The sequence below is a fragment of the Paenibacillus sp. Y951 genome, assembly GCF_056786395.1.
The window spans coordinates 132824-156540 of sequence record NZ_JBXCIY010000001.1 but is presented as its reverse complement, the minus strand read 5'-3'; the positions used below and the strand labels follow the sequence as shown (position 1 = coordinate 156540).

26 protein-coding genes and 1 other RNA gene are annotated in these 23717 nt (G+C 39.4%); 11 read left to right on the top strand and 16 right to left on the bottom strand.

What is annotated here, in order from left to right:
* Positions 1–362 precede the first annotated feature (362 nt).
* Together AC1TPB_RS00815 and AC1TPB_RS00810 are read left to right on the top strand one after the other, a co-directional pair.
* Positions 363–803, top strand: a complete 441-nt coding sequence (locus tag AC1TPB_RS00815; protein ID WP_482074753.1) for a MerR family transcriptional regulator — start codon at positions 363–365, stop codon at positions 801–803.
* A 31-nt stretch (positions 804–834) separates the two neighbouring features.
* On the top strand, positions 835–1503 hold the full coding sequence (locus AC1TPB_RS00810; protein ID WP_482063252.1) for a zinc metallopeptidase: 669 nt from the start codon (positions 835–837) through the stop codon (positions 1501–1503).
* A gap of 91 nt (positions 1504–1594) precedes the next feature.
* Here AC1TPB_RS00810 and gltC read toward each other — a convergent pair whose 3' ends face one another.
* Positions 1595–2488: a glutamate biosynthesis transcriptional regulator GltC gene (gene gltC, locus AC1TPB_RS00805; RefSeq protein WP_482074752.1), complete on the bottom strand. Its 894-nt coding sequence runs from the start codon at positions 2486–2488 to the stop codon at positions 1595–1597.
* Between the two features lie 26 nt (positions 2489–2514).
* Complete coding sequence (locus tag AC1TPB_RS00800) at positions 2515–3033, bottom strand: rhomboid family intramembrane serine protease (RefSeq protein ID WP_482074751.1); 519 nt, start codon at positions 3031–3033, stop codon at positions 2515–2517.
* Positions 3034–3253: 220 nt separating this feature from the next.
* Here AC1TPB_RS00800 and tpx point away from each other — a divergent pair, with 220 nt between their 5' ends.
* Positions 3254–3772 (top strand): thiol peroxidase, encoded by a 519-nt coding sequence (gene tpx / locus AC1TPB_RS00795; protein WP_482063249.1) that lies wholly within the window; start codon positions 3254–3256, stop codon positions 3770–3772.
* A gap of 55 nt (positions 3773–3827) precedes the next feature.
* Here the strand turns inward: tpx and AC1TPB_RS00790 are convergent, their stop codons facing one another.
* The 3 genes from AC1TPB_RS00790 to AC1TPB_RS00780 all read right to left on the bottom strand — a co-directional run bounded on the left by AC1TPB_RS00790 (position 3828) and on the right by AC1TPB_RS00780 (position 5376).
* On the bottom strand, positions 3828–4220 hold the full coding sequence (locus AC1TPB_RS00790; RefSeq protein ID WP_482074750.1) for a DUF1499 domain-containing protein: 393 nt from the start codon (positions 4218–4220) through the stop codon (positions 3828–3830).
* Positions 4221–4330: 110 nt separating this feature from the next.
* Positions 4331–4512, bottom strand: a non-coding RNA gene (gene ssrS, locus AC1TPB_RS00785) — 6S RNA.
* A 51-nt stretch (positions 4513–4563) separates the two neighbouring features.
* The gene (locus AC1TPB_RS00780; RefSeq protein WP_482074749.1) at positions 4564–5376 is read right to left on the bottom strand and encodes a YesL family protein; all 813 of its coding nucleotides are present in this window, start codon (positions 5374–5376) and stop codon (positions 4564–4566) included.
* Positions 5377–5523: 147 nt separating this feature from the next.
* On the opposite strand from AC1TPB_RS00780, the gene AC1TPB_RS00775 reads away from it, so the two are divergent.
* Positions 5524–5652, top strand: a complete 129-nt coding sequence (locus tag AC1TPB_RS00775; protein ID WP_482074748.1) for a YjcZ family sporulation protein — start codon at positions 5524–5526, stop codon at positions 5650–5652.
* 71 nt (positions 5653–5723) lie between these two features.
* Here AC1TPB_RS00775 and cshA read toward each other — a convergent pair whose 3' ends face one another.
* On the bottom strand, positions 5724–7310 hold the full coding sequence (gene cshA / locus AC1TPB_RS00770; RefSeq protein WP_482074747.1) for a degradosome RNA helicase CshA: 1587 nt from the start codon (positions 7308–7310) through the stop codon (positions 5724–5726).
* 144 nt (positions 7311–7454) lie between these two features.
* On the opposite strand from cshA, the gene AC1TPB_RS00765 reads away from it, so the two are divergent.
* On the top strand, positions 7455–8306 hold the full coding sequence (locus AC1TPB_RS00765) for a YitT family protein (RefSeq protein WP_482074746.1): 852 nt from the start codon (positions 7455–7457) through the stop codon (positions 8304–8306).
* A gap of 178 nt (positions 8307–8484) precedes the next feature.
* Positions 8485–8679, top strand: coding sequence for a hypothetical protein (locus AC1TPB_RS00760; protein ID WP_482063243.1), 195 nt, complete (start codon positions 8485–8487; stop codon positions 8677–8679).
* Between the two features lie 87 nt (positions 8680–8766).
* On the opposite strand, the gene pfkA is transcribed toward AC1TPB_RS00760, so the two are convergent.
* A complete protein-coding gene (gene pfkA / locus AC1TPB_RS00755; RefSeq protein WP_482063242.1) occupies positions 8767–9735 on the bottom strand; it encodes a 6-phosphofructokinase in 969 nt (322 codons plus the stop codon).
* 69 nt (positions 9736–9804) lie between these two features.
* Positions 9805–10833, bottom strand: coding sequence for a tetraprenyl-beta-curcumene synthase family protein (locus AC1TPB_RS00750; RefSeq protein ID WP_482074745.1), 1029 nt, complete (start codon positions 10831–10833; stop codon positions 9805–9807).
* Between the two features lie 236 nt (positions 10834–11069).
* Here AC1TPB_RS00750 and AC1TPB_RS00745 point away from each other — a divergent pair, with 236 nt between their 5' ends.
* Complete coding sequence (locus tag AC1TPB_RS00745) at positions 11070–12245, top strand: MFS transporter (protein ID WP_482074744.1); 1176 nt, start codon at positions 11070–11072, stop codon at positions 12243–12245.
* Between the two features lie 77 nt (positions 12246–12322).
* Here AC1TPB_RS00745 and AC1TPB_RS00740 read toward each other — a convergent pair whose 3' ends face one another.
* The gene (locus AC1TPB_RS00740; RefSeq protein ID WP_482063239.1) at positions 12323–12520 is read right to left on the bottom strand and encodes a cold shock domain-containing protein; all 198 of its coding nucleotides are present in this window, start codon (positions 12518–12520) and stop codon (positions 12323–12325) included.
* A gap of 232 nt (positions 12521–12752) precedes the next feature.
* On the opposite strand from AC1TPB_RS00740, the gene AC1TPB_RS00735 reads away from it, so the two are divergent.
* The 3 genes from AC1TPB_RS00735 to pepF all read left to right on the top strand — a co-directional run bounded on the left by AC1TPB_RS00735 (position 12753) and on the right by pepF (position 15257).
* Positions 12753–12986, top strand: coding sequence for a hypothetical protein (locus tag AC1TPB_RS00735; protein WP_482074743.1), 234 nt, complete (start codon positions 12753–12755; stop codon positions 12984–12986).
* A 48-nt stretch (positions 12987–13034) separates the two neighbouring features.
* Positions 13035–13214, top strand: coding sequence for a hypothetical protein (locus AC1TPB_RS00730; RefSeq protein WP_482074742.1), 180 nt, complete (start codon positions 13035–13037; stop codon positions 13212–13214).
* A 252-nt stretch (positions 13215–13466) separates the two neighbouring features.
* Positions 13467–15257 (top strand): oligoendopeptidase F, encoded by a 1791-nt coding sequence (gene pepF / locus AC1TPB_RS00725; protein ID WP_482074741.1) that lies wholly within the window; start codon positions 13467–13469, stop codon positions 15255–15257.
* Between the two features lie 81 nt (positions 15258–15338).
* Here the strand turns inward: pepF and AC1TPB_RS00720 are convergent, their stop codons facing one another.
* The 6 genes from AC1TPB_RS00720 to hemE form a co-directional block, all read right to left on the bottom strand.
* The gene (locus AC1TPB_RS00720) at positions 15339–15530 is read right to left on the bottom strand and encodes a hypothetical protein (protein ID WP_482074740.1); all 192 of its coding nucleotides are present in this window, start codon (positions 15528–15530) and stop codon (positions 15339–15341) included.
* Positions 15531–15621: 91 nt separating this feature from the next.
* Positions 15622–16443 carry a DUF92 domain-containing protein gene (locus AC1TPB_RS00715; RefSeq protein ID WP_482074739.1) on the bottom strand — a complete coding sequence of 274 codons (822 nt, stop codon included), beginning with the start codon at positions 16441–16443 and terminating at the stop codon, positions 15622–15624.
* 10 nt (positions 16444–16453) lie between these two features.
* Positions 16454–17791, bottom strand: coding sequence for a CapA family protein (locus tag AC1TPB_RS00710; protein ID WP_482074738.1), 1338 nt, complete (start codon positions 17789–17791; stop codon positions 16454–16456).
* Between the two features lie 214 nt (positions 17792–18005).
* A complete protein-coding gene (gene hemG, locus AC1TPB_RS00705) occupies positions 18006–19442 on the bottom strand; it encodes a protoporphyrinogen oxidase (protein ID WP_482074737.1) in 1437 nt (478 codons plus the stop codon).
* A 4-nt stretch (positions 19443–19446) separates the two neighbouring features.
* Positions 19447–20388, bottom strand: coding sequence for a ferrochelatase (hemH, locus tag AC1TPB_RS00700; RefSeq protein ID WP_482063232.1), 942 nt, complete (start codon positions 20386–20388; stop codon positions 19447–19449).
* Positions 20389–20494: 106 nt separating this feature from the next.
* On the bottom strand, positions 20495–21547 hold the full coding sequence (gene hemE, locus AC1TPB_RS00695; protein WP_482074736.1) for a uroporphyrinogen decarboxylase: 1053 nt from the start codon (positions 21545–21547) through the stop codon (positions 20495–20497).
* A 160-nt stretch (positions 21548–21707) separates the two neighbouring features.
* On the opposite strand from hemE, the gene AC1TPB_RS00690 reads away from it, so the two are divergent.
* The gene (locus AC1TPB_RS00690; protein ID WP_482074735.1) at positions 21708–22922 is read left to right on the top strand and encodes an MFS transporter; all 1215 of its coding nucleotides are present in this window, start codon (positions 21708–21710) and stop codon (positions 22920–22922) included.
* A 140-nt stretch (positions 22923–23062) separates the two neighbouring features.
* On the opposite strand, the gene AC1TPB_RS00685 is transcribed toward AC1TPB_RS00690, so the two are convergent.
* Positions 23063–23632, bottom strand: a complete 570-nt coding sequence (locus AC1TPB_RS00685; RefSeq protein WP_482074734.1) for an SF0329 family protein — start codon at positions 23630–23632, stop codon at positions 23063–23065.
* Between the last annotated feature and the right edge of the window lie 85 nt (positions 23633–23717).

Genomic DNA, 23717 nt, shown 5'->3' with positions numbered 1-23717 from the left:
ACCACTCCTTCAATCTGATGTAATGTTATCTAACATGTTTCGTAAGAATTAATGTTATTGTATGCTTATCGGAGTGATCAGAGAATATATTATATGTACTGATGTTTGCACTTTAATACACCTTTACAATTTAATGTCATCAAACCCTTCATTATCTTACATTTTCCAATATAATTTTTCTGTTTTCTAAGGAACTCCTATTGCACTTTATAGCTATTGGGAACATAATCGGAAGAGTTTCTTTCGTGGACTTAAATGTAATAGATAGTTAAATTTAAGATGAATATGAAGAGACGTTTGACGAGAACCACCCTTTACTATTAAAATTGGTAGAGAGGCTACGAATAAGGACGGTGTTTTTTTTGAATGAAGCAATATTATATCGAATTGGTGAGCTTTCGAAACTTGCAAATATAAGCTCTCGAACGATTGATTACTATACATCTATCGGACTCATTCTACCTACTATGCGCACAGATAATAAATATCGATTGTATAATATTGAAACCTTACAGCGATTAGAACGTATTGAATCATTGAAAAAAGATAAACATACGTTAGATGAGATAAAAGAGATTTTGGCGCAATGGGAAAGCATTACTTCCCAAAAAGACTTAAGTCTGAAGCTTTCAGAACTGGAACAACAACTCTCCGTGCTTCAACGTGAGGTTAAGCAATTAGAGCCCGTTCTAGACCAACTTAAGCCACTACAAGCAAAACATCTTTATACTCGATTGCTGCCGCAAACGGCAGCTTGTATAGAAGCGTTAATGCTATTAATGAACAAAAGCTCACTTATGTAACGTATTCATCTTGAACTTGGAGGAATTTATTATGATGATATTTCTTGTTATTCTAGCCTTTGGATTAACCATCTGGGCCCAATTCAAAGTAAAGGGTACATTCAAAAAATGGTCAACAGTTCCAACCTCTAGCGGTTTGACTGGTTACCAGGCAGCGCGTCGTATGCTAGATAGCAATGGATTGCATGACATTCCAATTGAGCCTGTCGCTGGAGCGTTAACAGACCACTACGATCCAATCAATCGGGTCGTAAGACTATCTGAGCCTGTCTATTACGAAACATCAATTAGTGCCATTGCAGTTGCTTGTCACGAGATTGGGCATGCCATTCAGCATAAAGAATCGTATCCTTTTCTAGTTGCACGTCACAGAATCTTTCCAATCGTTAATTTCGCGTCCGGTGTAGCGCCATTTCTATTGATCGCTGGATTCCTATTCAATATGTTAGGCCTTGCTCAGCTTGGTGTTATTTTCTTCGCTTGTACTGTTTTGTTCCAACTTATTACATTACCTGTTGAGTTCAATGCAAGTAACAGAGCACGTGATGTTATGATATCAGAGGGATTCATTCGCAGCGATGAAGAAAAAGGAGTAGCTAAAGTATTGAACTCTGCCGCTCTTACATATGTTGCAGCAGCGCTACTTTCACTACTAGAGCTAATCCGTTACGTTATGATCGTTACGCAAAACCGCGAATAATATCGCACCATTATAAACGAAAATCAAAGAGCAGCTATTGCCCCAGGGCAATAGCTGCTCTTTGATTTTCGTTACGTATTATCGATTATTATTATGGCTTTCGTGCGAAGTAGGTCATAAGAAAATTATAAAATACTTTTGCTACAAGTGGCAGCTTTTCATTAGTCCGATGTATAATCCCAACATTTCGAGTAACGATTGGATCTATTACTTTAACGATCGCAATCGGAATTGGGGCAACAAATTCAACCGCCATTTTAGGCAATAAACTTACCCCCATTCCGGCAGCAACAAGTCCACGAATAGTATCTGTTTCTTCGCCTTCAAACGCAATATTCGGTGTAAATCCAGCAGTTTCACAGGCATTCATGACGATAGGTCGTAAAGAATACCCTTCACCAAACACAATAAACTGATCATCCTTTAGCTCACCTAGACGGATTTCTTCCCGGTCAGCCAAACGATGATTACTCGGCAAGATCGCAAAAAGTTCTTCAGTAATCAATACTTTGCCCGTTACCTGATCTTGTTCATTAGGCACTGGAGAGATAAACGCCAGATCAATATCACCTTTAACTAGATCACGAATTAATGTAGGATACATTCCTTGTCGGAATCTAAACTTTACATCAGGATGGTGTTGTCTAAAGGCAGCTACTACTTGTGGCACCAAAGAAATACCTAAGCTGTGAGGAAACGCTAGCCGAATCTCACCTTTTTCTGGATCAAGAAACTCATGAACTTCCTGCACGGCACGGTCTAGTTCACGTAAGATTTCATCTGCACGCTTTAGAAACAATTGACCTACAGGTGTTAATTGTAGATTACGTCCTTTTTGCACAAAGAGCTTTACGCCAAGCTCTTCTTCTAGCTGATGAATTTGCCTACTCACCGCCGATTGCGCAACATGTAGCTCTTCAGCAGCCTGCGTTACATGTTCCTTTTGTGCCACCTTTACAAAGTAATAAAGCTGTCGCAATTCCATAAGTTACAATCTCTCCTACTCCACTTTTATCCTATTCTCTTTTTTACATGTATTCGATCAAACAATCGGTATAACACAAAACCCGTTATTAAGCCTCCAACATGCCCCCAGAAGTCTACACTAGGATATACAAGCGAAAAGACAATACCAGTACCTACAATCCAATAGATGGTCCTAATCGATGCAGGATCAAGCCATTTCTTGCGGAATACAACTAGAAACAGATACGCTCCTAAGACACCATAGATTGCCCCAGATGCTCCAACAGCTATATGTATACCATCTATGCCCACATCACCCACAAGATTATTAACACTCGCTGAAATAAAGTTGCCACCAATACCACACAGAAGATAGAAGATGAGGTAACGTCCACTTTTCATAATACGTTCAAGCGGTGGAGCCATTATGATTAACATGATCATATTTTGGATGAGATGCATTCCATTTGCATGCATGAAAATAGAAGTGACATATCTCCACGGCTCGTCCAAGCCAAATGGATTGTCTATAGGGTGTGCATAAAAAACTCCATATCCAAACATGTTAGTTAGGTCACCCATAATGAATATAAACAGAAAGTACACTGTACAAAGGGCAACAATCGTCGAAGTTACTGGAAAACTTTTCAGATATCCACGAAAACTTTCATACCTCAAAAATATCATAGAAACAAACACTTCCTTTAACGTAATTGGACAAGGTGATGCATGAAGGCTTATAATATGAACGTAGTTAACCTTAATCCAAGGAGGAAATTCTAATATGTCTCAAGAACGTACTGGTGTTGCAGCATTTAAAGGTAGTCCTCTTACTTTAGTTGGTCCTCAATTAAACATTGGCGACCAAGCTCCAGATTTCAAACTTAACAAGTCACTTGGTGAAATTGTTTCACTTGAAGATTTTGCTGGAAAAGTAAAACTTATTAGTGTTATTCCTTCCATCGATACTGGTGTTTGCGAAGCTCAGACTCGCCGCTTTAACGAAGAAGCAGCTAAGCTAGGCGACAATGTTGCTATTCTAACTGTAAGTGCAGATCTACCATTCGCACAAGCACGCTGGTGTGGTGCTGAAGGCATTAATGATGTCATCCTATTATCCGATTACAGAGATAACAATTTCGGTCTTGCTTACGGTGTATTCATTAAGGAATTCGCTATCGATATGCGCTCTATTTTTGTTGTTGATCAAAATAATGTTATTCAATATGTTGAATATTTAAGTGAAATGACGAACCACCCAGATTATGAAGCTGCCCTAGCTGCTGCTAAGCAACTTACTTAATTGGTCTTTGCTCAAAACAAAGCGAGTGAAGGTAATCACCTTCCTCGCTTTTTCATTAGTTGTTATGCAATTTATAAGCAGCTAGCTTTTTGTCTAACACTCGGTATATATCCATAATTACTCGATAATTAGAACCTAAATCCCCTAATGAGCCACGAGATGCCGAATAGATATCAACTGCAGAACGTAATGGATCTACACCAATTACAGAAACAGTAATATCCATCGTTCTTCCAAACACTGTACGTTTCTCAAGCACAATTTCCCCTACAGATTGAACCTCGTGTAATAGACGGTATCCTTGCATTTTTTTCAAAACGGAAACCACTTCATCCCAAGCTTTATCTTTAGAAAGCTTATATAGATGTGATTTCAGTGCTGGATCTTTAACTCTATCACCCGTTCCTTCAAAGCTACGAATGATTCCGATTAAGGTACGCTTTAACAACTAAGATCTCCCCCTCTTATCTCTACGCTTTCATCCATAATAACATGTTTCCACCTATGAAAAAAGAGCTTTCACTGGTAGTCACCAGTTAATCGCTCTCGATCTACAAATAAATACCCGCAATGCCGTTAAGCCCAAATGTTTCTGAACCCGCTCTAAGCAGGTGGGTGCCCTCATTTATACATTTGAGATCCCATGTGCAGGGCATGTCAGCAGTACAAAAATTCGAGCTCCCTCGAAACAGCCAATGGTTCAAAACAACGAAGAGCCTTTACGAACACCGCAGGATGTATTGTAATTATAGACCGAATTAACAAAAAAGTAAACGAAGAATAGCTTGTAATTATTTGGAATCCTTATAATCTGTTTTCACTAAATCTTCACGATCTAGCTCTGCAGTAATTTCAGGCTCTTCTTCTTCACTCTTCTTCATATCATCTAGTTGTTGTTGCAGCTTATTGTAAATCGTGTTGAAGTTCCAATAAGCGATCGTCGCAATGATGCTACCCGTGAAAAAGATTAACAGCCAAGTAAATTGAGTGAACACACTAATATATAGTACAGTTCCGCATAAGATCGCAGTTGATAACGAACGGAATGGTTTTCCGATCGTAATTAGAATCGAATTTTTAATTAATTGAAAAGTCTTCATATGGTAATGAACTAACATAGAGAAGAAATTTAACATAGAAATAACAACCAAAACTATAAGACCAATGAAAATACTAGAAACAATTTTCCCGCCAGCACTACTAAAGAAGAAGTAATAATCTACTACTAGCACGACAATTAAAATAGAATAAACAATTCCAGTCAACATACTTTGCTTAAAGTTTTCTTTGTATCCTCGGAAGAAAGTTTTAAACAATGGTACATCCCCATCACCTGTTACCCATTTACGAGCAACGGCAAACATCGCAGCTGTAGCTGGGAAAAATGTGAACGGTGCTAATATCGCCAACAATATTGAAGTTTGTTGTACAAAACTAAGCAGCTGATCTTCAGGTACGCCGCCATTTAACATGGATAGTAAGCTCATCGCCAAAAATATAAAGAATGGAGAACCACATAATATCCACAGTAAGTTAATACAGGATAGTCTCATAATCCATTCAGATGCACGATATAAGCCACCCATTATGCCTCTAGGTTCCATTGAATACGCCTCCATTTTCATTACCAAGTAAAATTCAATAATTATGCCCAAAAATGAGTAATCTAGGTATCCGTCTAATCCAATTAGCAACTATAGCATAGTATATGGTATGTTCCCCAACAAGAAAACTTAAAGGAGGTTGCTAACATGGGCAACGCATCATACGGAAACTGTGGTAATCAAAATAATTCATTCGCTGGAATTTTAGTATTATTCATTCTTCTTGTAATTATCGCTTGTACTCTTGGCTGTGGATTTGGCTTTGGTGGTTGTTAATTAATTTAGTTACTAAATAATATGTAGAAAAAGTCCGTGCTGCCCGCTAGGCAGCACGGACTTTTCCGATTTTACTCATTACTAGTTGTTGTGTTTGGACGAGGACGACGGTTTTCTGAACGACCTTCACTGCTGCTGCTGCTAGTACGTTTACCGTAGCCACCGCGCGCGCCATCTTTAGAACCTTCGCTACTATTACCTTTATAGCCGCCACCTGGACGACGGTCTCTTGAACCGCTGTTACCACCACGGTAACCGCCACCTGAACCACCTGATCCACTACCAGAACGATTGAACGGACGACCACTTGAACGAACATCAGGTCTACGTTTTTTCGCACGAAGCGGTTCTTCAGGAGTTAATTCAACATTAATTTCTTTCTTGTCCCCAGTAAGCAATTTCATTGCTGCAGCAAGTAATTGCACAGAATCATATTGCTCAAGTAATTGGATAGAAAGACCTTTGTATTCTGCAACATCATCATTATCGACTAATTCGATTACACGTTCAGCAGTAATACGTTGCTTACCTTCAATTGCCTCACTTAAGCTTGGCAAAGGTTTTTTAACCATTTTTTGACGAGTAACCTTTTCAATAAAGTGTAAATGATCCACTTCGCGAGGTGTTACGAATGACCAAGCTTTACCTTCTTTACCTGCACGACCAGTACGACCGATACGATGTACATAACTTTCAGGATCTTGTGGAAGGTCAAAGTTGATAACATGCGTTACGCCTGAAACGTCTAGTCCACGTGCTGCTACGTCAGTAGCAACTAGAACATCAATGCTTCCGTCACGGAATTTACGCATTACTGCGTCACGTTGATTTTGAGATAGATCACCATGAAGGCCATCTGCACTGTATCCACGTTTTTGCAATGCTTCACTAAGTTCATCTACACGACGTTTTGTACGACCGAATAGAATAGCAAGATCTGGAGACTCCATATCAAGCAAGCGGCTTAGCGCTTCAAATTTTTGGCGTTCATGAACTTCGATGTACGATTGTTCAATGGACGGTGCAGTTACTTGTGTGGGAATAACAGACACATGTTCAGGCTCACGTAAAAATTGTTGTGCAAGACGTTGAATGTTCGCAGGCATTGTAGCTGAGAACAACATTGTTTGGTGATCTGCTGGAACTTGCTTAAGGATGTTTTGAATATCCTCCATAAAGCCCATATCCAACATTTCATCCGCTTCATCAAGTACAACAGTTCGAACATCATCCAAACGAATGGTTTTACGGTTAATATGGTCAAGTAGACGACCAGGTGTACCAATAATGATCTGAGGGTTCTTTTTCAAAGCACGAATTTGACGGCCAATTTCTTGTCCACCATAAATCGGCAATGAACGAAGTCCTTTGTATTTCGTAAGCTTTCCGATTTCTTCTGAAACTTGTATTGCAAGCTCACGTGTAGGGGTCATAATAAGCGCGACAATGCGCACTTCGCTAACCGGAATTTTGTTAATAAGCGGAATCCCGAATGCCGCTGTCTTTCCCGTTCCTGTTTGAGCTTGGCCAATCAAGTCTTTACCAGTTAATCCAATCGGAATCGCTTTATCCTGTATAGGTGTTGACTCTTCAAATCCAAGCTCTGTAATTGCTTGTAACACTTTAGGTTCCAAGCCAAATTCAGCAAATGTTTTCAAACTTTTCTCATACTCCTTCTATTTTAAAGCCTCTAAAAAAACGTCTTTACTATTATAGCACAGATTACTACATGAATACTAGTTGCGGTTTGTTACCTATACTATAATATAACTAATATAACATAACGAAATGAGCGAGTGCCAATGACTGTAGTTAATTTCAACAAAAAACAATTTTTATTGCGTCTCATTATCTTCACGCTAAGTTCAGCTTGCCTTTCTTTCGGCTTTAATATGCTGCTCATTCCAAGCCAACTGCTTAGCGGAGGCGTTTCAGGTGTTGCCATGCTTATCGGATATATTAGCAATAGCAACATCGGTTGGCTTTACTTAGCACTTAATTTACCAATATTAATATGGGGCTGGTTCTCATTAGGCAAAAAATTTGTCGTATGGAGTATTTACTCAGTTATTACTTCAACGATATTTATGCAAGTTATACCGGTATACGCTCTGGCAGATGATATTTTACTTGCATCCGTGTTTGGAGGTATTGTCGTCGGCTTTGCAAGTGGACTCACTCTCAGAAGCGGTGGCTCTACAGGTGGATTCGATATTATCGCTTCCATCATTACGCAAAAGAAAGATATGCCTATAGGTGTTATACTTTCTGGACTAAATGCACTGGTCATCGCTATGCATATACTCTTCACGCACAATTGGGAGCTTGCGCTATATTCTCTTGTAGCAATTTTCTGTGTTGGTAAGCTTATCGATGGTATTCATATTAAGCATCTAAAGGTTACCGTATTTATTATTACAACTCGTACTGAAGAAATGCTGCAAATTTTATTATCACACCCAAGAGGAATAACGATAATTAAAACGAGAGGTGCATATACATCTAGTGATCGCGATATGCTGATGACCGTTAGAACTAGATACGAGCTTTCTGAACTGAAGAAGAATATTCATTCCGTTGATAAGCAAGCATTTGTCACCATTGTCGAGACGGTAGGCGTGCTTGGGGAGTTTCAAAAGATGAAGGAAAGATAGCACAATTTACCGCCTATATTTTGAACTTTCTGTATTTTATCGTCAGCGTTATGATATACTAAAGACGTTTCCGGTGTATGTTCAAAAAGCAGGATTTTTGAACTTCCGCTTCTAATCAATTGTTTCGAGATGTAGTTTTCTTTCGCGAGTAACACTTTAACGATTGGGGTGTTGTTGAATGGATATCGAAACTGTTACACTTGCAACAATTGTAGAACGTCTAGCACCTGAATTAGTTAACTTCTTGACCAACCAGGAACTAGATACGAAAATTGTATTACGTGATGGCATCGAGCTGCTTGATACTGAAGATGCAATGGAAATTGTACAATTTAGTATTTGCCGAGGTCAAACGAGTACTATTTTGCATTAACTGGAATGAACTTCGCTTATTGCTTGAATAATAAAGAAATCCTATGCCTGAAGTGCGGCATAGGATTTTTCGTTTTTCACAGAAAAATTATTGAGACAATCGAAGTGCTAAATCATACATTTCCATATCGAATGGGCGTTTCGTTGCTGTAACTAGATCAATATCATTAATAACAAGTTCGCCATTAACAACGCCACAGCCTTTACCTGAAACACCTTCCATAAGCTGTCGCACTGCAAAATCACCTAGACGACTTGCAAGGATACGATCTTGTGCAGTTGGCGTACCTCCACGTTGAATATGACCAAGTACAGTTACACGTGCATCAATACCACTAATTTCAGTAATTTTTTGCGCAACATCTTCGCCTTTCCCAGCGCCTTCAGCAACGATAATAATACTATGTCGTTTACCTTTTTCAAAATTTGCCTTCATACGTTCAGCTACTACCGTAAGATCATATGGAACTTCCGGCACGATAATTGTTTCTGCACCACTTGCAAGTCCTGCGTGAAGTGCGATATCACCGCAATGACGTCCCATTACTTCCACAACAGAAGTACGCTCATGAGAAGACATTGTGTCACGGATTTTATTAATCGCATCAACAACTACACTAACCGCAGTGTCAAAACCAATTGTGAAATCTGTGTATGGAATATCATTATCGATTGTACCTGGGATACCCATCGTTTTAATTCCTAATTTACTTAATTTATTTGCTCCGTGGTAAGAACCATCTCCGCCAATAACAATTAGACCATCGATTCCTCTTGCTTTCAAAATCTCCGCACCGCGTTGTTGACCTTCAGCCGTTGTAAATTCTTTACATCTAGCTGTTTGCAGGATCGTACCTCCGCGTTGAATAATATCACCAACACTACGAAGATCCATTGGACGCAAATCATCGTTCAATAACCCTTGATAACCACGTTGTACTCCAAATACTTCAATACCATGGAAAATAGCACTACGAACGACAGCACGTACGGCTGCGTTCATCCCTTGTGAATCTCCACCACTAGTTAACACTGCAATTTTTTTGACTGATGACATAAATCTTCCTCCAATTTCCTTAAGGTAAATGTTCAAAAAGCCCGCTTTTTGAACTTCCTCTTTTGTATATTAAGCCTGTTGCTTACGTATCCACACACTATTCACAAAAAAGAATAATCGAGTTAATGGGCTTTTCTTCATAAGTTGCTTCGATACTTTACGAACATCAGATTGTTGCTGCACTTTCGGATCTGACAAATATAAAGCAAGTAAGCCTTCTATAATTAAGCGGTGAAAGCCCGATGCAGGAAGCTGTTGTACATCCTTCCTAGCTCGATTCACTATCGTAGCGATACGGTCAACAAGTGTAGCTTCACTTTCATAGTAATTACAAAAGTTCAGATCTCCGCCTACCTTATCTTCTTCTTGATCGATAAGATAATCAAGTAGAATATGTAATGCACACACATGTGGAAAATAGATATTTTTGATTCTTATACCATCTTCCTCGGTAATTCCCTCTTCTGTAGCAGTCAGAAAAAGCATGAACATAGCTAAAGTAGATCCCGATGCTGCCGCAAACTCATTCCACTGCAAATGTGGATACTCAAACTTATGTTCTTCCCACCAACCTAGCAATTTCTCCTCACGGAGATCTTTAGCAATATGCTTGTACACTTGCAAGTCACCATACAATGATACCAAATGAATAACATGAAATTGCACAGCACTATAGGAAGGTAACAACTTAATTTGTTGTTGACATTGTGAAACGAGATGATGCAAATATCCACCATCATCCTTTTCCTCACGATATGCATAATAGTCCTTCAATGTAGCACCTGGCGTTACAGCATCTAACATTGATTGATGTAGCATCCTGAAATCTTCAGCGTCTAGTGATGTACTTCTATCACACAAATTGTCCAAATAATCACTAATCGTTTGCAGCGCTACAATTAGCGGAATTAAAACTGTACGATATTGCAAATTAGCTGCGGCGTATACGCCACCGCCCTGACAATGAAATTTCTTATCTTGAATACTATTAAGGGCTTGCATTCTAAGTTCTGGATCAGGTATCAATTTTGCACGGTTTTTAAGCTTTTCTAGCTCTTGTGCCACATCTGGGAGTACATATTTGTACACACGATGCATTAATCTAATGGCACCATTAGGTGCCTTTCTTCGACTTTTAGTGATAAGAATCCCAATGCACCTCCTTGATCAATTAGATCAGCACATGCAGATGAAAAGTGCAAACTTCTATAAGAGATCATCTACATGTAATGTAACATATAATTACTGCAATAATCTAGCCATCATCCTACACAATTTCTGTTATAGTTAATTTACAATTGCTTAATTATAATCATATTGGAGTGAACGCAAGCATGCAAGACTCAGTTAGTCACCCCAGTCACAACGCGAAGCGTGAGACTCTAGCTCTAAGAAGTTACAGCTTTATATCTTATTCTACACAAGCTTTAGTCGTTAGCTTTTTACCGTTATTTTTTCTTGATAAAGGCTATAACGCCAGCCAAATTGGGTTTCTCTACTCTATAGGACCGATGATCTCTATCTTTGCAAATATGTTTACCGGCTTCATTAGCGACAAAAATCAAACGATTGTGAAATTAGTTCGTATTTTATTTATTTTCCAATTTATTGCCATTGGATTATTACATCAGGTTGATTCTTTTTCCATTACTTGTTTCATTATGACCTTATTCTATTTTTGCCAAACTCCCATTAATCCGTTAAATGATAGTTTAATATTACTTTCCAGTAAGTATACGGGTACCCCCTATGCTTTAGTTCGCATATTTGGTTCATTGGGCTTTGCTTTAAGTGCCTATAGCTTCGGTCTAATCCTGAAAGAAGCTGGGACTGGCCAGACGTTGAATCTGCTGCTTATCACGATTGCCGCCTCAATAATTGGCACCCTATTTATTAAAGATTATTATGGCAGCTCGAAGAAATTCGATTTTTCTGGACTAGTTACGATAATAAAACAACCTAAAGTAGTATACTTTTTCATTTTACTCTTTTTCATCTCGACAGCACACCGTATGTATGAAGGATTTCTTGCTGTAACCCTTCGTCAGATTGGAGCTTCTGATTCATTCGTTGGACTAGCATGGTTAATTTCAGCAATGAGCGAAATCCCCGTCCTCTTTCTATTAGGTAAATACGGAGACAAGTTCAAGGAGATACCATTATTAATTTTTGCGTCCATGATGTATGCGCTGCGGATGTTTCTGCTTTCATCGATTACCGAGCCACAATGGGTCGTTGTTACTCAGCTAATGCATAGCATTACCTTTGGTATTTACTTCACAACGGCGCTGCGCTACATGTCTCGGCTACTTCCTGACCAATTTCGTGCCTCAGGCCAAGCGATATTCACCATTGTATGGATGGGTATAGCAGGTAGTATGAGTGGGCTAGTAGGCGGACAAATCTATGCCAGCTTTGGTCATCAACTTTTCTATCAAATCGCCACCGCGTTTGCTATTGTAGGAGCAATCGGATTCTTCCTCTACAATGTCAAATACGCAGAACGTTAGCTAAAAAAGAGGGCTACTACCATCAATAACTGATGGCAGCAGCCCTCTTTACTTAAATTCACTCGATTTTCGATCTATTATAACTTAATAACATTCGCTGCTTGTGCACCGCGATTGCCCTCAGTAACATCAAATTCAACCGATTGTCCTTCATCTAAAGACTTAAAGCCTTCGTCTTGAATCGCTGAGAAGTGAACAAATACATCTTCACCATTTTCAGCTTGAATGAAACCATAACCTTTTTCTGCATTAAACCATTTTACTGTACCTTTCAAAATAAACAACCTCCTAAAATTGACCACTGCAATTACAGTGAATACGGTCATTATACGATTAATCCATATTGATTGCAATTTTTACAATTTATGAATATTTTCTATTATATTGGTGATGATATAAAGTTATGCCTACGAATTACTAGTAAATTCACTGTCTTTTGTTGATTGTCACCTCAATAATAGCTATGATGTTAATATTAACGCATTTCAATGAGGAAGAGAGATCATTATGTTCAAAAAACATGTAATTTACAAAAGCGATAAATACAATATGCTCACAGTCGAAGTCCAAGGAAAAACTCTTGTTATTCGTGAAATATCCGATCAGTGGGGTGAACAAGGATATCAATTCATTAGTCGTCCTGAAATGCTTCATTGGGCTGAAAATCGCTTCCGTGCCGAAGACTTTGTTGGGCGCGAAGATGAACGACAAGCAATTCTCGATAACTTCCGTAATGTCTAATGGTATCGCAATTCATTCTCATGCTTGATAACGGAGGTGAATAGTAATATGGATCCATCGATTAGTCTTATTTTCATTATTGTTGCCATTGCTTTAGGTTTAGTGTTAGTGATGAATAAGGATACCATTCCAGCTCGAATAAAGAAATGGTTAGCTTTGTTTGCAATCGTGATGATTGGATTCGCATTTTTCATTATTGTATATTCTTTATTCACTCTAGGCACATAATCTAAGTGAAGACCACAAATTATGATTGTTCAAGGTCAGTATATTGAATAGTCCCCAACTTGCGCATAGTTTTGTTCATTTCGGAAATAGTATATGGGTATATATGCTATCTGAGGTGAACCTATGAATAAGTTAACAGTTGCCAAATTAGTTTGTTGCATTACGCTGGTAGCATTGCTCCAATCGACGACATTGCAAGCTTCCAGCGATGTGTACATAAGTCAATCCAAAAAGGATCTAAGGAGGAATAGTATGAGTACTGTACCTAAACGTGAAGAGGTTGCACCCGAATTCCAGTGGACGCTTGAACATATCTTTGAAAGCGAGAAAGCATGGGATCAAGAATACGAACAAGTAAAAGCATTAATCCCACAATTCGCTGCCTTCCAAGGTAAGCTTTCTTCCGCTGCAGAAATTAATAATTGCTTCGAGCTAGAAGATACTTTGTCCATCTCACTTGAGCGCTTATATGTATACGCTAATATGCGTTTGCATCAAAACATGACGAATACAAAGTATCAAGCTTTATCTGAAAAAGCTCGTAAAATTAACGTCGTAGCGAGTGAAGCATTATCTTTCGTCACTCCTGAAATCCTTGCATTATCTAACGAAGAACTAGATGCATTAATTAATAATGAACAGCTGAAGAAATATCGTCATTCGCTTGAAGAAATGAAGCGTTCAAAGGCTCATATTCTATCACAAGCTGAAGAAGCATTACTAGCTCAAGTCGGCAGCATTAGCTCTTCGCCAAACAATATTTTCAGTATGTTGAATAATGCCGATATGAAGTTCCCTAAAGTGAAAAATGAACAAGGTGTTGAAGTTGAACTAACGCATGGTACTTACATTCAATTTCTTGAAAGTAAAGACCGTGATGTTCGCCGTGAAGCATTTAAAGCGGTATATGCGACTTACAGCACATTGAAAAACACACTTGGTGCAACATTTAGCGCCAATGTGAACAAAAATCTATTTTATGCAAAAGCAAGAAAATACGATTCTGTGCTAGATATGTACCTGTATGGTGATAATGTGCCTACTACTGTATATACAAATCTAATCGACACGATTCATGAAAGTTTACCATTAATGTACCGTTATATGGAGCTTCGCAAAAAACTGCTTGGTGTAGACGAGTTACATATGTATGATCTATTCGCTCCATTAGTCGATGAGTTCGATATGAAAATTACATATGACCAAGCCAAAGAGATTGTCGAGGAAAGCTTACAGCCGCTTGGCGAGCAATACTTAACTGTATTGAAAGAAGGATTAAATAGCGGTTGGATTGATGTATATGAGAACGAAGGCAAGCGTAGTGGCGCTTATAGCTGGGGTGCTTACGGTACACATCCATATGTACTATTGAATCACAATGATAATTTGAATAGTATGTTCACGTTGACGCATGAGATGGGTCATGCCCTTCACTCTTACCATTCAGATGAAGCACAAAATTATCGTGATGCGCAATATCCGATCTTCCTAGCAGAAGTTGCTTCGACATTGAATGAAGCACTACTTATGGATTACTTGCTGAAGAAATCAACAGATCCCAAAGAGAAGTTGTATCTGCTTACGTACTATGCTGATCAATTCCGCACAACAGTATTCCGTCAAACGATGTTTGCAGAGTTCGAGAAAATTGTTCATGAGCGTACAGAGCAAGGCGAATCATTAACACCTGAAGATTTAAGCAGCATCTACTACGACTTAAACGTCTTGTACTATGGTAAAGGTGTTAAAGTTGATGAAGATATTGCGATGGAATGGGCACGAATTCCGCATTTCTACACAAGCTTCTATGTCTATAAATACGCAACCGGATTCTCTGCTGCAACAAGCTTCTCCAAACAAATTCTTGACGAGGGCGAGCCAGCGGTTGAACGCTATCTTGGCTTCCTAAAGAGTGGCGGCAGTGACTATCCGATCGAGATTTTGAAACGCGCTGGTGTAGATATGTCTTCTCCAGAACCAATTCAACAGGCGATGAGCGTGTTCGAAGATCTTATTACGCAAATGGAAGAGCTAGTTAAATAAACTCTGCATTATAAAAAGGCTTCCACCTTATGTTTCGCAACTCGCGAGAACATAAGGCGGAAGCCTTTTGTTTTGATTCATTTACACATTCGATAATATCGCCATAAATAAAGCAAACACCAATATCCCAAATAGTATAGAAGCTATACAAATATTCATAGGAATATCTGCTTTCGTCAGTTCGTCACGTCTTATAATTTTCTGCAATATAACAAAACTCAACCCGAACCAGATCATAGCTATAATAGGTACCGCAATAAGAAAAAATACCATTAATTATCCCTCTTCTCCACCAAGGATTTGATTTAGAAATAATCAAGCTGAGATGTTGTATTTTCCCACTGTTGATGCTTATTCTTAATTATTATTGAATCATCATAACCATAAGCAATATAGCAACTAATCCACCTATTATACTTGATATGCCATTAACCCGATCGTTGTTCATCCATGCTAGCCCTCGTGAATATCGCGTCTCAGTACTACAATGAGTTGTACGTTCAACTACTTTGTTACATATTTCACAGCGATACATTACTTGCAGCCTAGCGCCGATGATCGAGTCAACCATTGCTCCTGCAAAGCCTGCAATCGCTCCCGCTACGATATAACGGTAATCAAGCTGTATGTAGAGACTACTAACTATTCCGATCAATGTAGCCCCTGCTAATGACGCTAAGCTCCCTAGCCAACTTATACCACCACTTGTACCTGCTCGTACTCGCTTCCAAGTAATAACGGAAATTGGCTCACTTTTACTTAGTGCACCAATTTCCGTTGCCCATGTATCTGCCGTTACACTAGCCATGACGCCAATATAAGCATATAACCAGCCTTCATGTGGTATAATCGCATTTCCAATACAGAGCATTAGGCCTATTCCACCATTGGCCCATACTTGCCCTGCGTCACGTCTACCACTTTTCTCATAGCTAGCCTCGGCTTCCCGCTTCTTAGCTACAGAACGCTTCCACTTAGACCATACTGTTGAGCTTAAGAAAAATACGATTAATAACGAGAACCAGATTGGCTCTCCAAATAATACAAAACCCGTTCCCATCACAATTGCCGACAACATACCTGATAAAGATAATGATTGCTTTCGATATGCAGTATAGCCCACTAGTCCACTGCCTAATAAACCTAGAACGATTCTTATCCACCATTCTGAAACGATTGATACCACGAATTTATCCTCACTTTACTGAAAGTTTGCCACGTTTATCAATAGTAACACCACCGAAAGATACATCCTGTAAAAATTGGAGTATTTCTTCAGCTTCTTCATCCTCTACTGGTGTAGGCTGTGCATTGACAATTTTCATCGGATAAAACGTCATCTCACATTCCGCATTAATATTGCATGTCGCATTTAATACTCCTGTTTCCGCTTGTTTTCCCTTTGGATGTGAAGCAAATACAAAATTACCCAATGAGTATGCGATCCATTTTCCATTATATTGTTCAAAGCCTTGCAATACATGCGGATGGCTTCCGACAATAATGTCGACTCCAGCATCTATCAGTTGTCGCGCCATTTGCAAATGTGCTTCAGTAGGCTTACTTTTCCGCTCTATTCCCCAATGGATCATTAGTATCGTCACATCGGCTAATTTCTCAGTTTCTTCAATAGCCTGTATTGCCCGAGTTAAGTCGTATGCTTCAGCAACACCTGCAGTATACTTATTCGCTTTCCACTCTGGAACAGGCACAACATGACTAATACTAAGATAAGCTACTTTAATCCCATTAATCTCTTGAATAACAGGTGTATAAGCTTCCGTATCATTGTTACCTGCACCTGTATGCTTAATTCCGTACTCATCCAAATGAGTAATCGTATCAAGCATACCTTCAACGCCTTGATCTAACGTATGGTTGTTAGCTAATGAAACGACATCTATCCCCGCATCAACAAGACCCTGAAGTCCTTCTGGTGCTCCTTTAAATACATATGTCTTATCTTGGGCTATGCCTCGTGTTGTAATCGGCATTTCTAGATTTCCCGAAGTAATATCAGCTGAGCTTAGATGTAATAATGCTTTCTGAAAAGGATAGCTATATCCTTCTTGCTGTAGCCAACCATTAATATATTCCCCTTGTAAAATGTCTCCGACAAAGGCTAGATTGACCGTGCTAGAAGCTATTTCTATCGGTGTCAGCTCATCTTGATCAATCATTGGTGTAGCTTCGATTGGCGTGTTGTCGATGACTGGACCATCCTCAATTACAATCGTACCCTCATCATTAGCTTCATTACCATCTGCTAGCGAATCATTCGGCTTGACTTCCTCGTTAATCGTTACAGCATTGTCGGCAGCACTATTCTTTGTCGCTTCTTTGAACATCGACAATTTACTAACTTGCTCTTTTGCAGTAGACCAAAGCTGATCTCCACGATAAAATACGGCAACGACAATAATTATAATGGCTAGTATCGTCGTATTCAGAAGCCATAATCGACGCCTTTTTCTTTTATTTCCTGTTCGGCGTTGTTGCTCGTGCTGCTTCGTTTCCATTCTCGATAAAGACATAAGAGAACTCCTTTACCTATGTAATAGATTCATATATTCCAGAACTTCCCTCATTATATCGTTTATTTGGCAGTCTGAGTTAATATTTTCTAATTTGCTTAATTCTCAGTCCATCTATCGAAGTAGAATAAATTATTTTTGACGCAAAAAAACTAGCTGATTCATCATTCTACTACATGACGAATAAACTAGCTCTCTTCGTGATTCTATCTTATTACTTTCGTATTGCAATCTCTTCTAAATAGTCTAGCATAATTTGTGCGCCTGCTTTACCTTGGCGAATACAATCTGGCAATCCTACACCATCAAATGCTGCACCTGTTACCCATACTCCTGGTAGCTGGTCACTCAGCTCGATCCGCATATTTCTAATCGCATCGACATGACCAATCGGATATTGTGGCATCGAGTGATTAAGTCTAGTAATCTCAGTAAATATCGGCTCTGCTGTTACATCAACTGATTTTCTAATATCCTCACGAACAGCAGCAATTAATGATTCATCATCGAGTTTAACTGACTGTTGATCCTCAGAGTGTCCAACATAGCATCGTAATAATACTTTATCTCCAGGTGAGGAGTGTAACCATTTATTCGACGTCCAAGTACATGCCGTAATGTGCAAACCTTCAGAACGAGGAACTAAAAATCCCGATCCATCGAAGTCCACACCAAAGCTAGCTCTGTCAAACGCCATCACTACATTAGCGACAGATACATAACGAATATTAGCAAGCGCTTCAGTATTAATATAAGAGTTCAATAACTCACTAGATACAAAGGCAGGCGTGGTCATAATAACACCTTTGGCCTGTAATTGTTCTCCACCTTGTAGATGAACGATATAGCCGTCTGCCGACTTTTCTAACCGCTCCACTTTACTATTGAGTTGTATCGTAATATTAGTCAATGCCTTCTCTAACGCATCTACCATTGTGACGAGACCTTTACGGAACGTCATAAATGTCACTGGCTTTTTACCGTTATTCTGTGCATCTGCTACACGCTTATTATGACGGGAACCAACAATGACACTACCGAATTGCTGTTCCGACTGGGCAAATTGCGGGAATGTTGCATTGAGACTTAACTTGTATAGATCCCCTGCGTAGATTCCTGCAAGTAGTGGCTCAGCAATTTTGGCAACAAGCTCGGTACCAATCCGTCTAGCGAGGAAACCACCAAGTGATTCATCTCGCTCTGCTGGTGTCGCTTCTTTTAATAGATCAGCCAACGCTGCAAGCTTCCCCTCAGGACTAATGAGATCACTTTGCAAAAACCGAATGATGTCTGTCGGTATTCCTAGTACTAAGCCTGGTGGCATAGGGTGTAAATGTAGCTTATTCATAATATATGTTTTTGAAGCATTCGGATTTGTTGCTACTAGTTCGTCCTCTATGCCCAGATCATGCGCGAGGTCAATAATAGCTAATTTACGAGCAAGAAAAGAATCTGGACCCTTTTCAATAACGAATCCATCTTTTTGCAGCGTATTAATTTTACCGCCGAGATGATCTTCACCTTCAACAAGTACAATCCGAATCTCCTGACCACTTTCTCTTGCTAATTTTTGCAAGTAAAAAGCGGAGCTCAGCCCGCTGATCCCTCCGCCTATCACGACAACTGTATCAATCGTTTCTGCACTCCGCATTTTGTCAGTCCTTCCCTAGTTGCGCACTTATTGTAATAACAGACTCTGCTAATGTTTCCATATATAATGGATCGGTGTTCAACATAGCGATCCGCTTAAATGCTACGCCAAGCTGCTCCGCTTTTGCTTTTGCTTCAATATCAAGGTCGTATAACACTTCAAGATGATCCGATACAAAACCAATTGGTGCTGACAAAATCGCTTTATAGCCTTCTTGAGCCAATTGCTCCATCGTATCTAATATATCCGGACCTAACCACGGCTCGTGGGTGCGACCTGCACTTTGCCAAGTAAATTGCCAATCCTCAATTTCCGTATTTTCAGCAATCGCTTCTGATGTTTGTAGCAATTGCTGCTCATAAGGATCGCCTAATTCTCTAATCTTCTCAGGCAAGCTATGTGCACTGAATAACACTTTAACCGGCTTATCCCCTTGCAATGGCGCCAGCTGTTCAAATACATCACTCACTCTGGCCGTTAGCGCTTCGATAAGTTTAGGATGTAAATGGTACGACTGGACGAATTTCATCTTAATACCTAGTTCAGCTGCCTTTTCTTTCGCACGCTTTACATAGCCGCCAACACTCATCACAGAATAATGCGGTGCAAGTACAATACCAATCGCTTGTTGAATGCCGTCTTGGGCCATTTCCTCTACACCGTCTTCGATCAATGGTGCTGCATGCTTTAAGCCTTGATAGCAAACGTAGCGGTCTGCTGCAAGCTCATTCAGTCTTTTTTGCAACCCTGCGACTTGCGCATTCGTATTTTCACGTAATGGAAATACGCCGCCCACAATAGCTTCATAGCGATCAGTTAGCTCTTTCAGTTGTTCTGCTGTAGGAGCATGTCCACGACGAATATGCGTATAATATGCTTCTACATCATCTAGAGATTGGGGAGTACCGTACGACATTACTAACACACCTATTTTTTGCTGTACCATTCACTTGCTCCTTCTACAAACTTTTTGTTGCTACCAGATATAACTTCTTTGAGACAAAAAGTTACTTCGGAAGCATTAACTAAACTTTTTGTTGCTGCTTGGGATACTATTTGACCAACCTTGCAATAGCCTGCTCTGAATAACTATGAACAAAGTCAGTAAGCTCCTTCAGCTTTTCAAGTGATGCTTCTGGGAATAATCCATGCCCCAAATTGAATACAAAGCCTGGTTCTTTAATTCCTTGATCGATAATTTCTGCCGCATATTGCTCAATAATATGCTGCGGAGCTTGTAAAATCGTAGGGTCTAAGTTACCCTGTACCGCAAATTGGTGATCCAATCTTCTACGTCCCTCGGCAATCGAAACACGCCAGTCTAGGCCAATAACGTTTGTCTTCACATTGGATAGCTCAGGTAGCAATTCACCCGAAGCTACACCAGGGAAATAAATTTTCGGCTGTACAATATCATCAAGCTCAGCAAAAATCCGTTCAATCGTCGGTAACACATATACTCTAAAATCTGCAGGAGAAAGCGCGCCTACCCAGCTATCAAATATTTGGAACGCTTTACCGCCTGCTGCGATATGAGCGCGTAAATACGTAATGACCATGTCACCAAGCTTGTCCATCAATTGATGCCATACTTGTGGCTCACTATACATTAATTGTTTTGTTTTTAAGTAATTTTTAGAAGGACGACCTTCTATGAGATAACTAGCGATCGTAAACGGAGCACCTGCAAACGTAATTAACGGTACATCTAACTCACGATCTAATATTTTTATCGTTTCAATCACATGGGATAAGTCTTTATCAACATCAATTGGCTTTAGCTTTTCCACATCTGCAGCTGATCGTATCGGATTATGAATGACCGGTCCGACATTGGCTACAATATCAAAGTCAATCCCGAGTGAGGCTACCGGATTCATGATGTCTGAATATAAAATTGCTGCATCAACACCAAGCTTTTTAACTGGCAGCAATGTTACTTCTGCAGCCAATTCTGGTTGCTTACAAATTTCGAGAAGTGTATATTTTTCTTTGATTTTACGATATTCGGGATCATATCTACCAGCTTGACGCATATACCATGCAGGTATACGTTCAACTTCTTCTTTCATACAAGCACGTATGAACAGGTCATTATAAGCCATTGCTAAAACCTCTTCTCTATGTATTAATCTCTATCTTTTATTATGCCCCTTTTGTTATTATCTAACAACTCTTCATCCTGACTACGTATGACAATCCCATGACACTTCTCTTTTTCTACCGTACATAAATAATAATTTTCAAACATGCTATACTATATACATGACACAATGGAAAAAGAATCTTGTCGTTTTATGGTTTGGTCAATTTTTAGTTATGGCTGGAATGACCATGATCATGCCTTTTCTTACGCTGTATTTGCAAAGTGAGCTCGGTGTCACTGATCCTCATGAAATAGGAATATGGGCTGGTGTTATTTTTGCAGGTAATTTCATTACTGCGTTTTTATTTCAGCCACTATGGGGAAAGCTGTCCGATCGTTACGGGCGTAAGTTAATGCTTCTTCGCTCTGGATTCGGTATGGCAATCGTGATGGTTCTTATGGGGTTCGCAACAAACCCATGGCATTTGTTGCTACTCCGCTTACTTAACGGCGTAATCTCAGGGTTTAATCCAGCATCTATAGCACTAGTCTCTGCTACTACACCAAAGAATAAGTTAGGATTCGCTATGGGAACGCTGCAATCTGGAGGAATTGCAGGTACAATTCTTGGTCCACTTATTGGTGGAATTCTTGCAGACTCTATCGGCTATCGCCCAATTTTCTATGTAACGGGAATTTCCATATTTATCGCTTCACTACTTTCGCTGTTCATTGTCAAAGAAAAATTTGATCGTAAGCAAGCTGCGACTGAAGTTCAGATGAGCGTTATGGAAGGTTTCAAAAAAATTATATCTATTCCACAAATTACTGCATTGTTTGCTGTTACATTGCTCATTCAATTTGCAAATATGAGCCCGATGACATTAATTCCGCTTTATATACAGCAATTAAGTCCTCATGCTGCTAATATTGCTTTTCTTGCAGGATTAGTTGCCTCGGCTACAGGCTTATCTAATATGCTCGCCTCACCTATATTAGGCAAATTAGGTGATCGTATCGGCTCTGAAAAAATATTAGCGTGTTGTCTTATCGGTTCAGCAGTTAGCTTCATTCCGCAAGCACTTGCAAATACGGTATGGCAATTGCTTATCGCTAGGTTTTTCCTCGGATTTTTCCTTGGAGGTCTAGTACCAACCGTTAATTCTTTGCTAGCAAAATACTCACCTGCTGGAATGACAACGCGAACGTATAGCTTCAATAGCAGTATGATTAGTCTAGGAAATGTTATCGCTCCTATTGCAGGGGGATTCTTCTCAGGATGGATTGGTATTCATGGATTGTTTGTCGCTTCGGCAATTCTTATGACTCTTAATGGTGTATGGGTATGGTTTGCACTTTTACATAAACAGCAACCGAAACCGAGTGGAAATTGAAAGGAGCTAAGTAGCATACTCGCTACTTAGCTCCTTTGTTGTGTGTGAATGTGAAAAGAACTGTATAAACTTCTATTCTTATGTGAATGTCGTTCCCAAATCATTGTTTTCACCATAGACATAAGGTCAGTTATTGATATTCAAAACGTACTAAGCCGTAATTCATAAAAATACTGCACAATCGGATGCTTTAACTTCATCTTCTCGGACATGTTCAAAATTCGTTTTTTTCCAACTCGTCTATCCACCAAAGCTAGAATGTTCAATAAGATATCAGGGCTCTCTATACCTTCCTCTATGGACATGGATAAAAATTTATTAGCTACAACAACAAAATTCGATTTACTTAATGTTGACTGTGCTGACAGAAGCTCCTTGGCAACTTCTGATATTTTTCTACTTCTCGCAATTACTTTTAGACGATCCTCCGGAACTAGCCCCTTTGTATCTTTTCTAACAGCTTCAATTTCTTCATTGGTAATCGGAACTTGGATAGCTGGATCATTTTTAATTTCCAGATCCGTCTGATACCATTTAATTAATGACGTTTTATCACTCATATTGAGTATATTCTTTTTATCTACTGCAATATAACAAATTCCCGCTTTATCAAGTAAATAACGGTAGCTAGTTGAACGATATTCGACCCTTCCATGTAACGTAGGACTGAGAAAACTCTCCAGTTGTTGCTTCAATTTGCTCCAGGACATGTCATCCTCCTATGTTCTATGTTATGAATACCTAACCGTGGCAGTCATTCTATTATCCAAAATACAAGCTTACTCAATAAAAAGG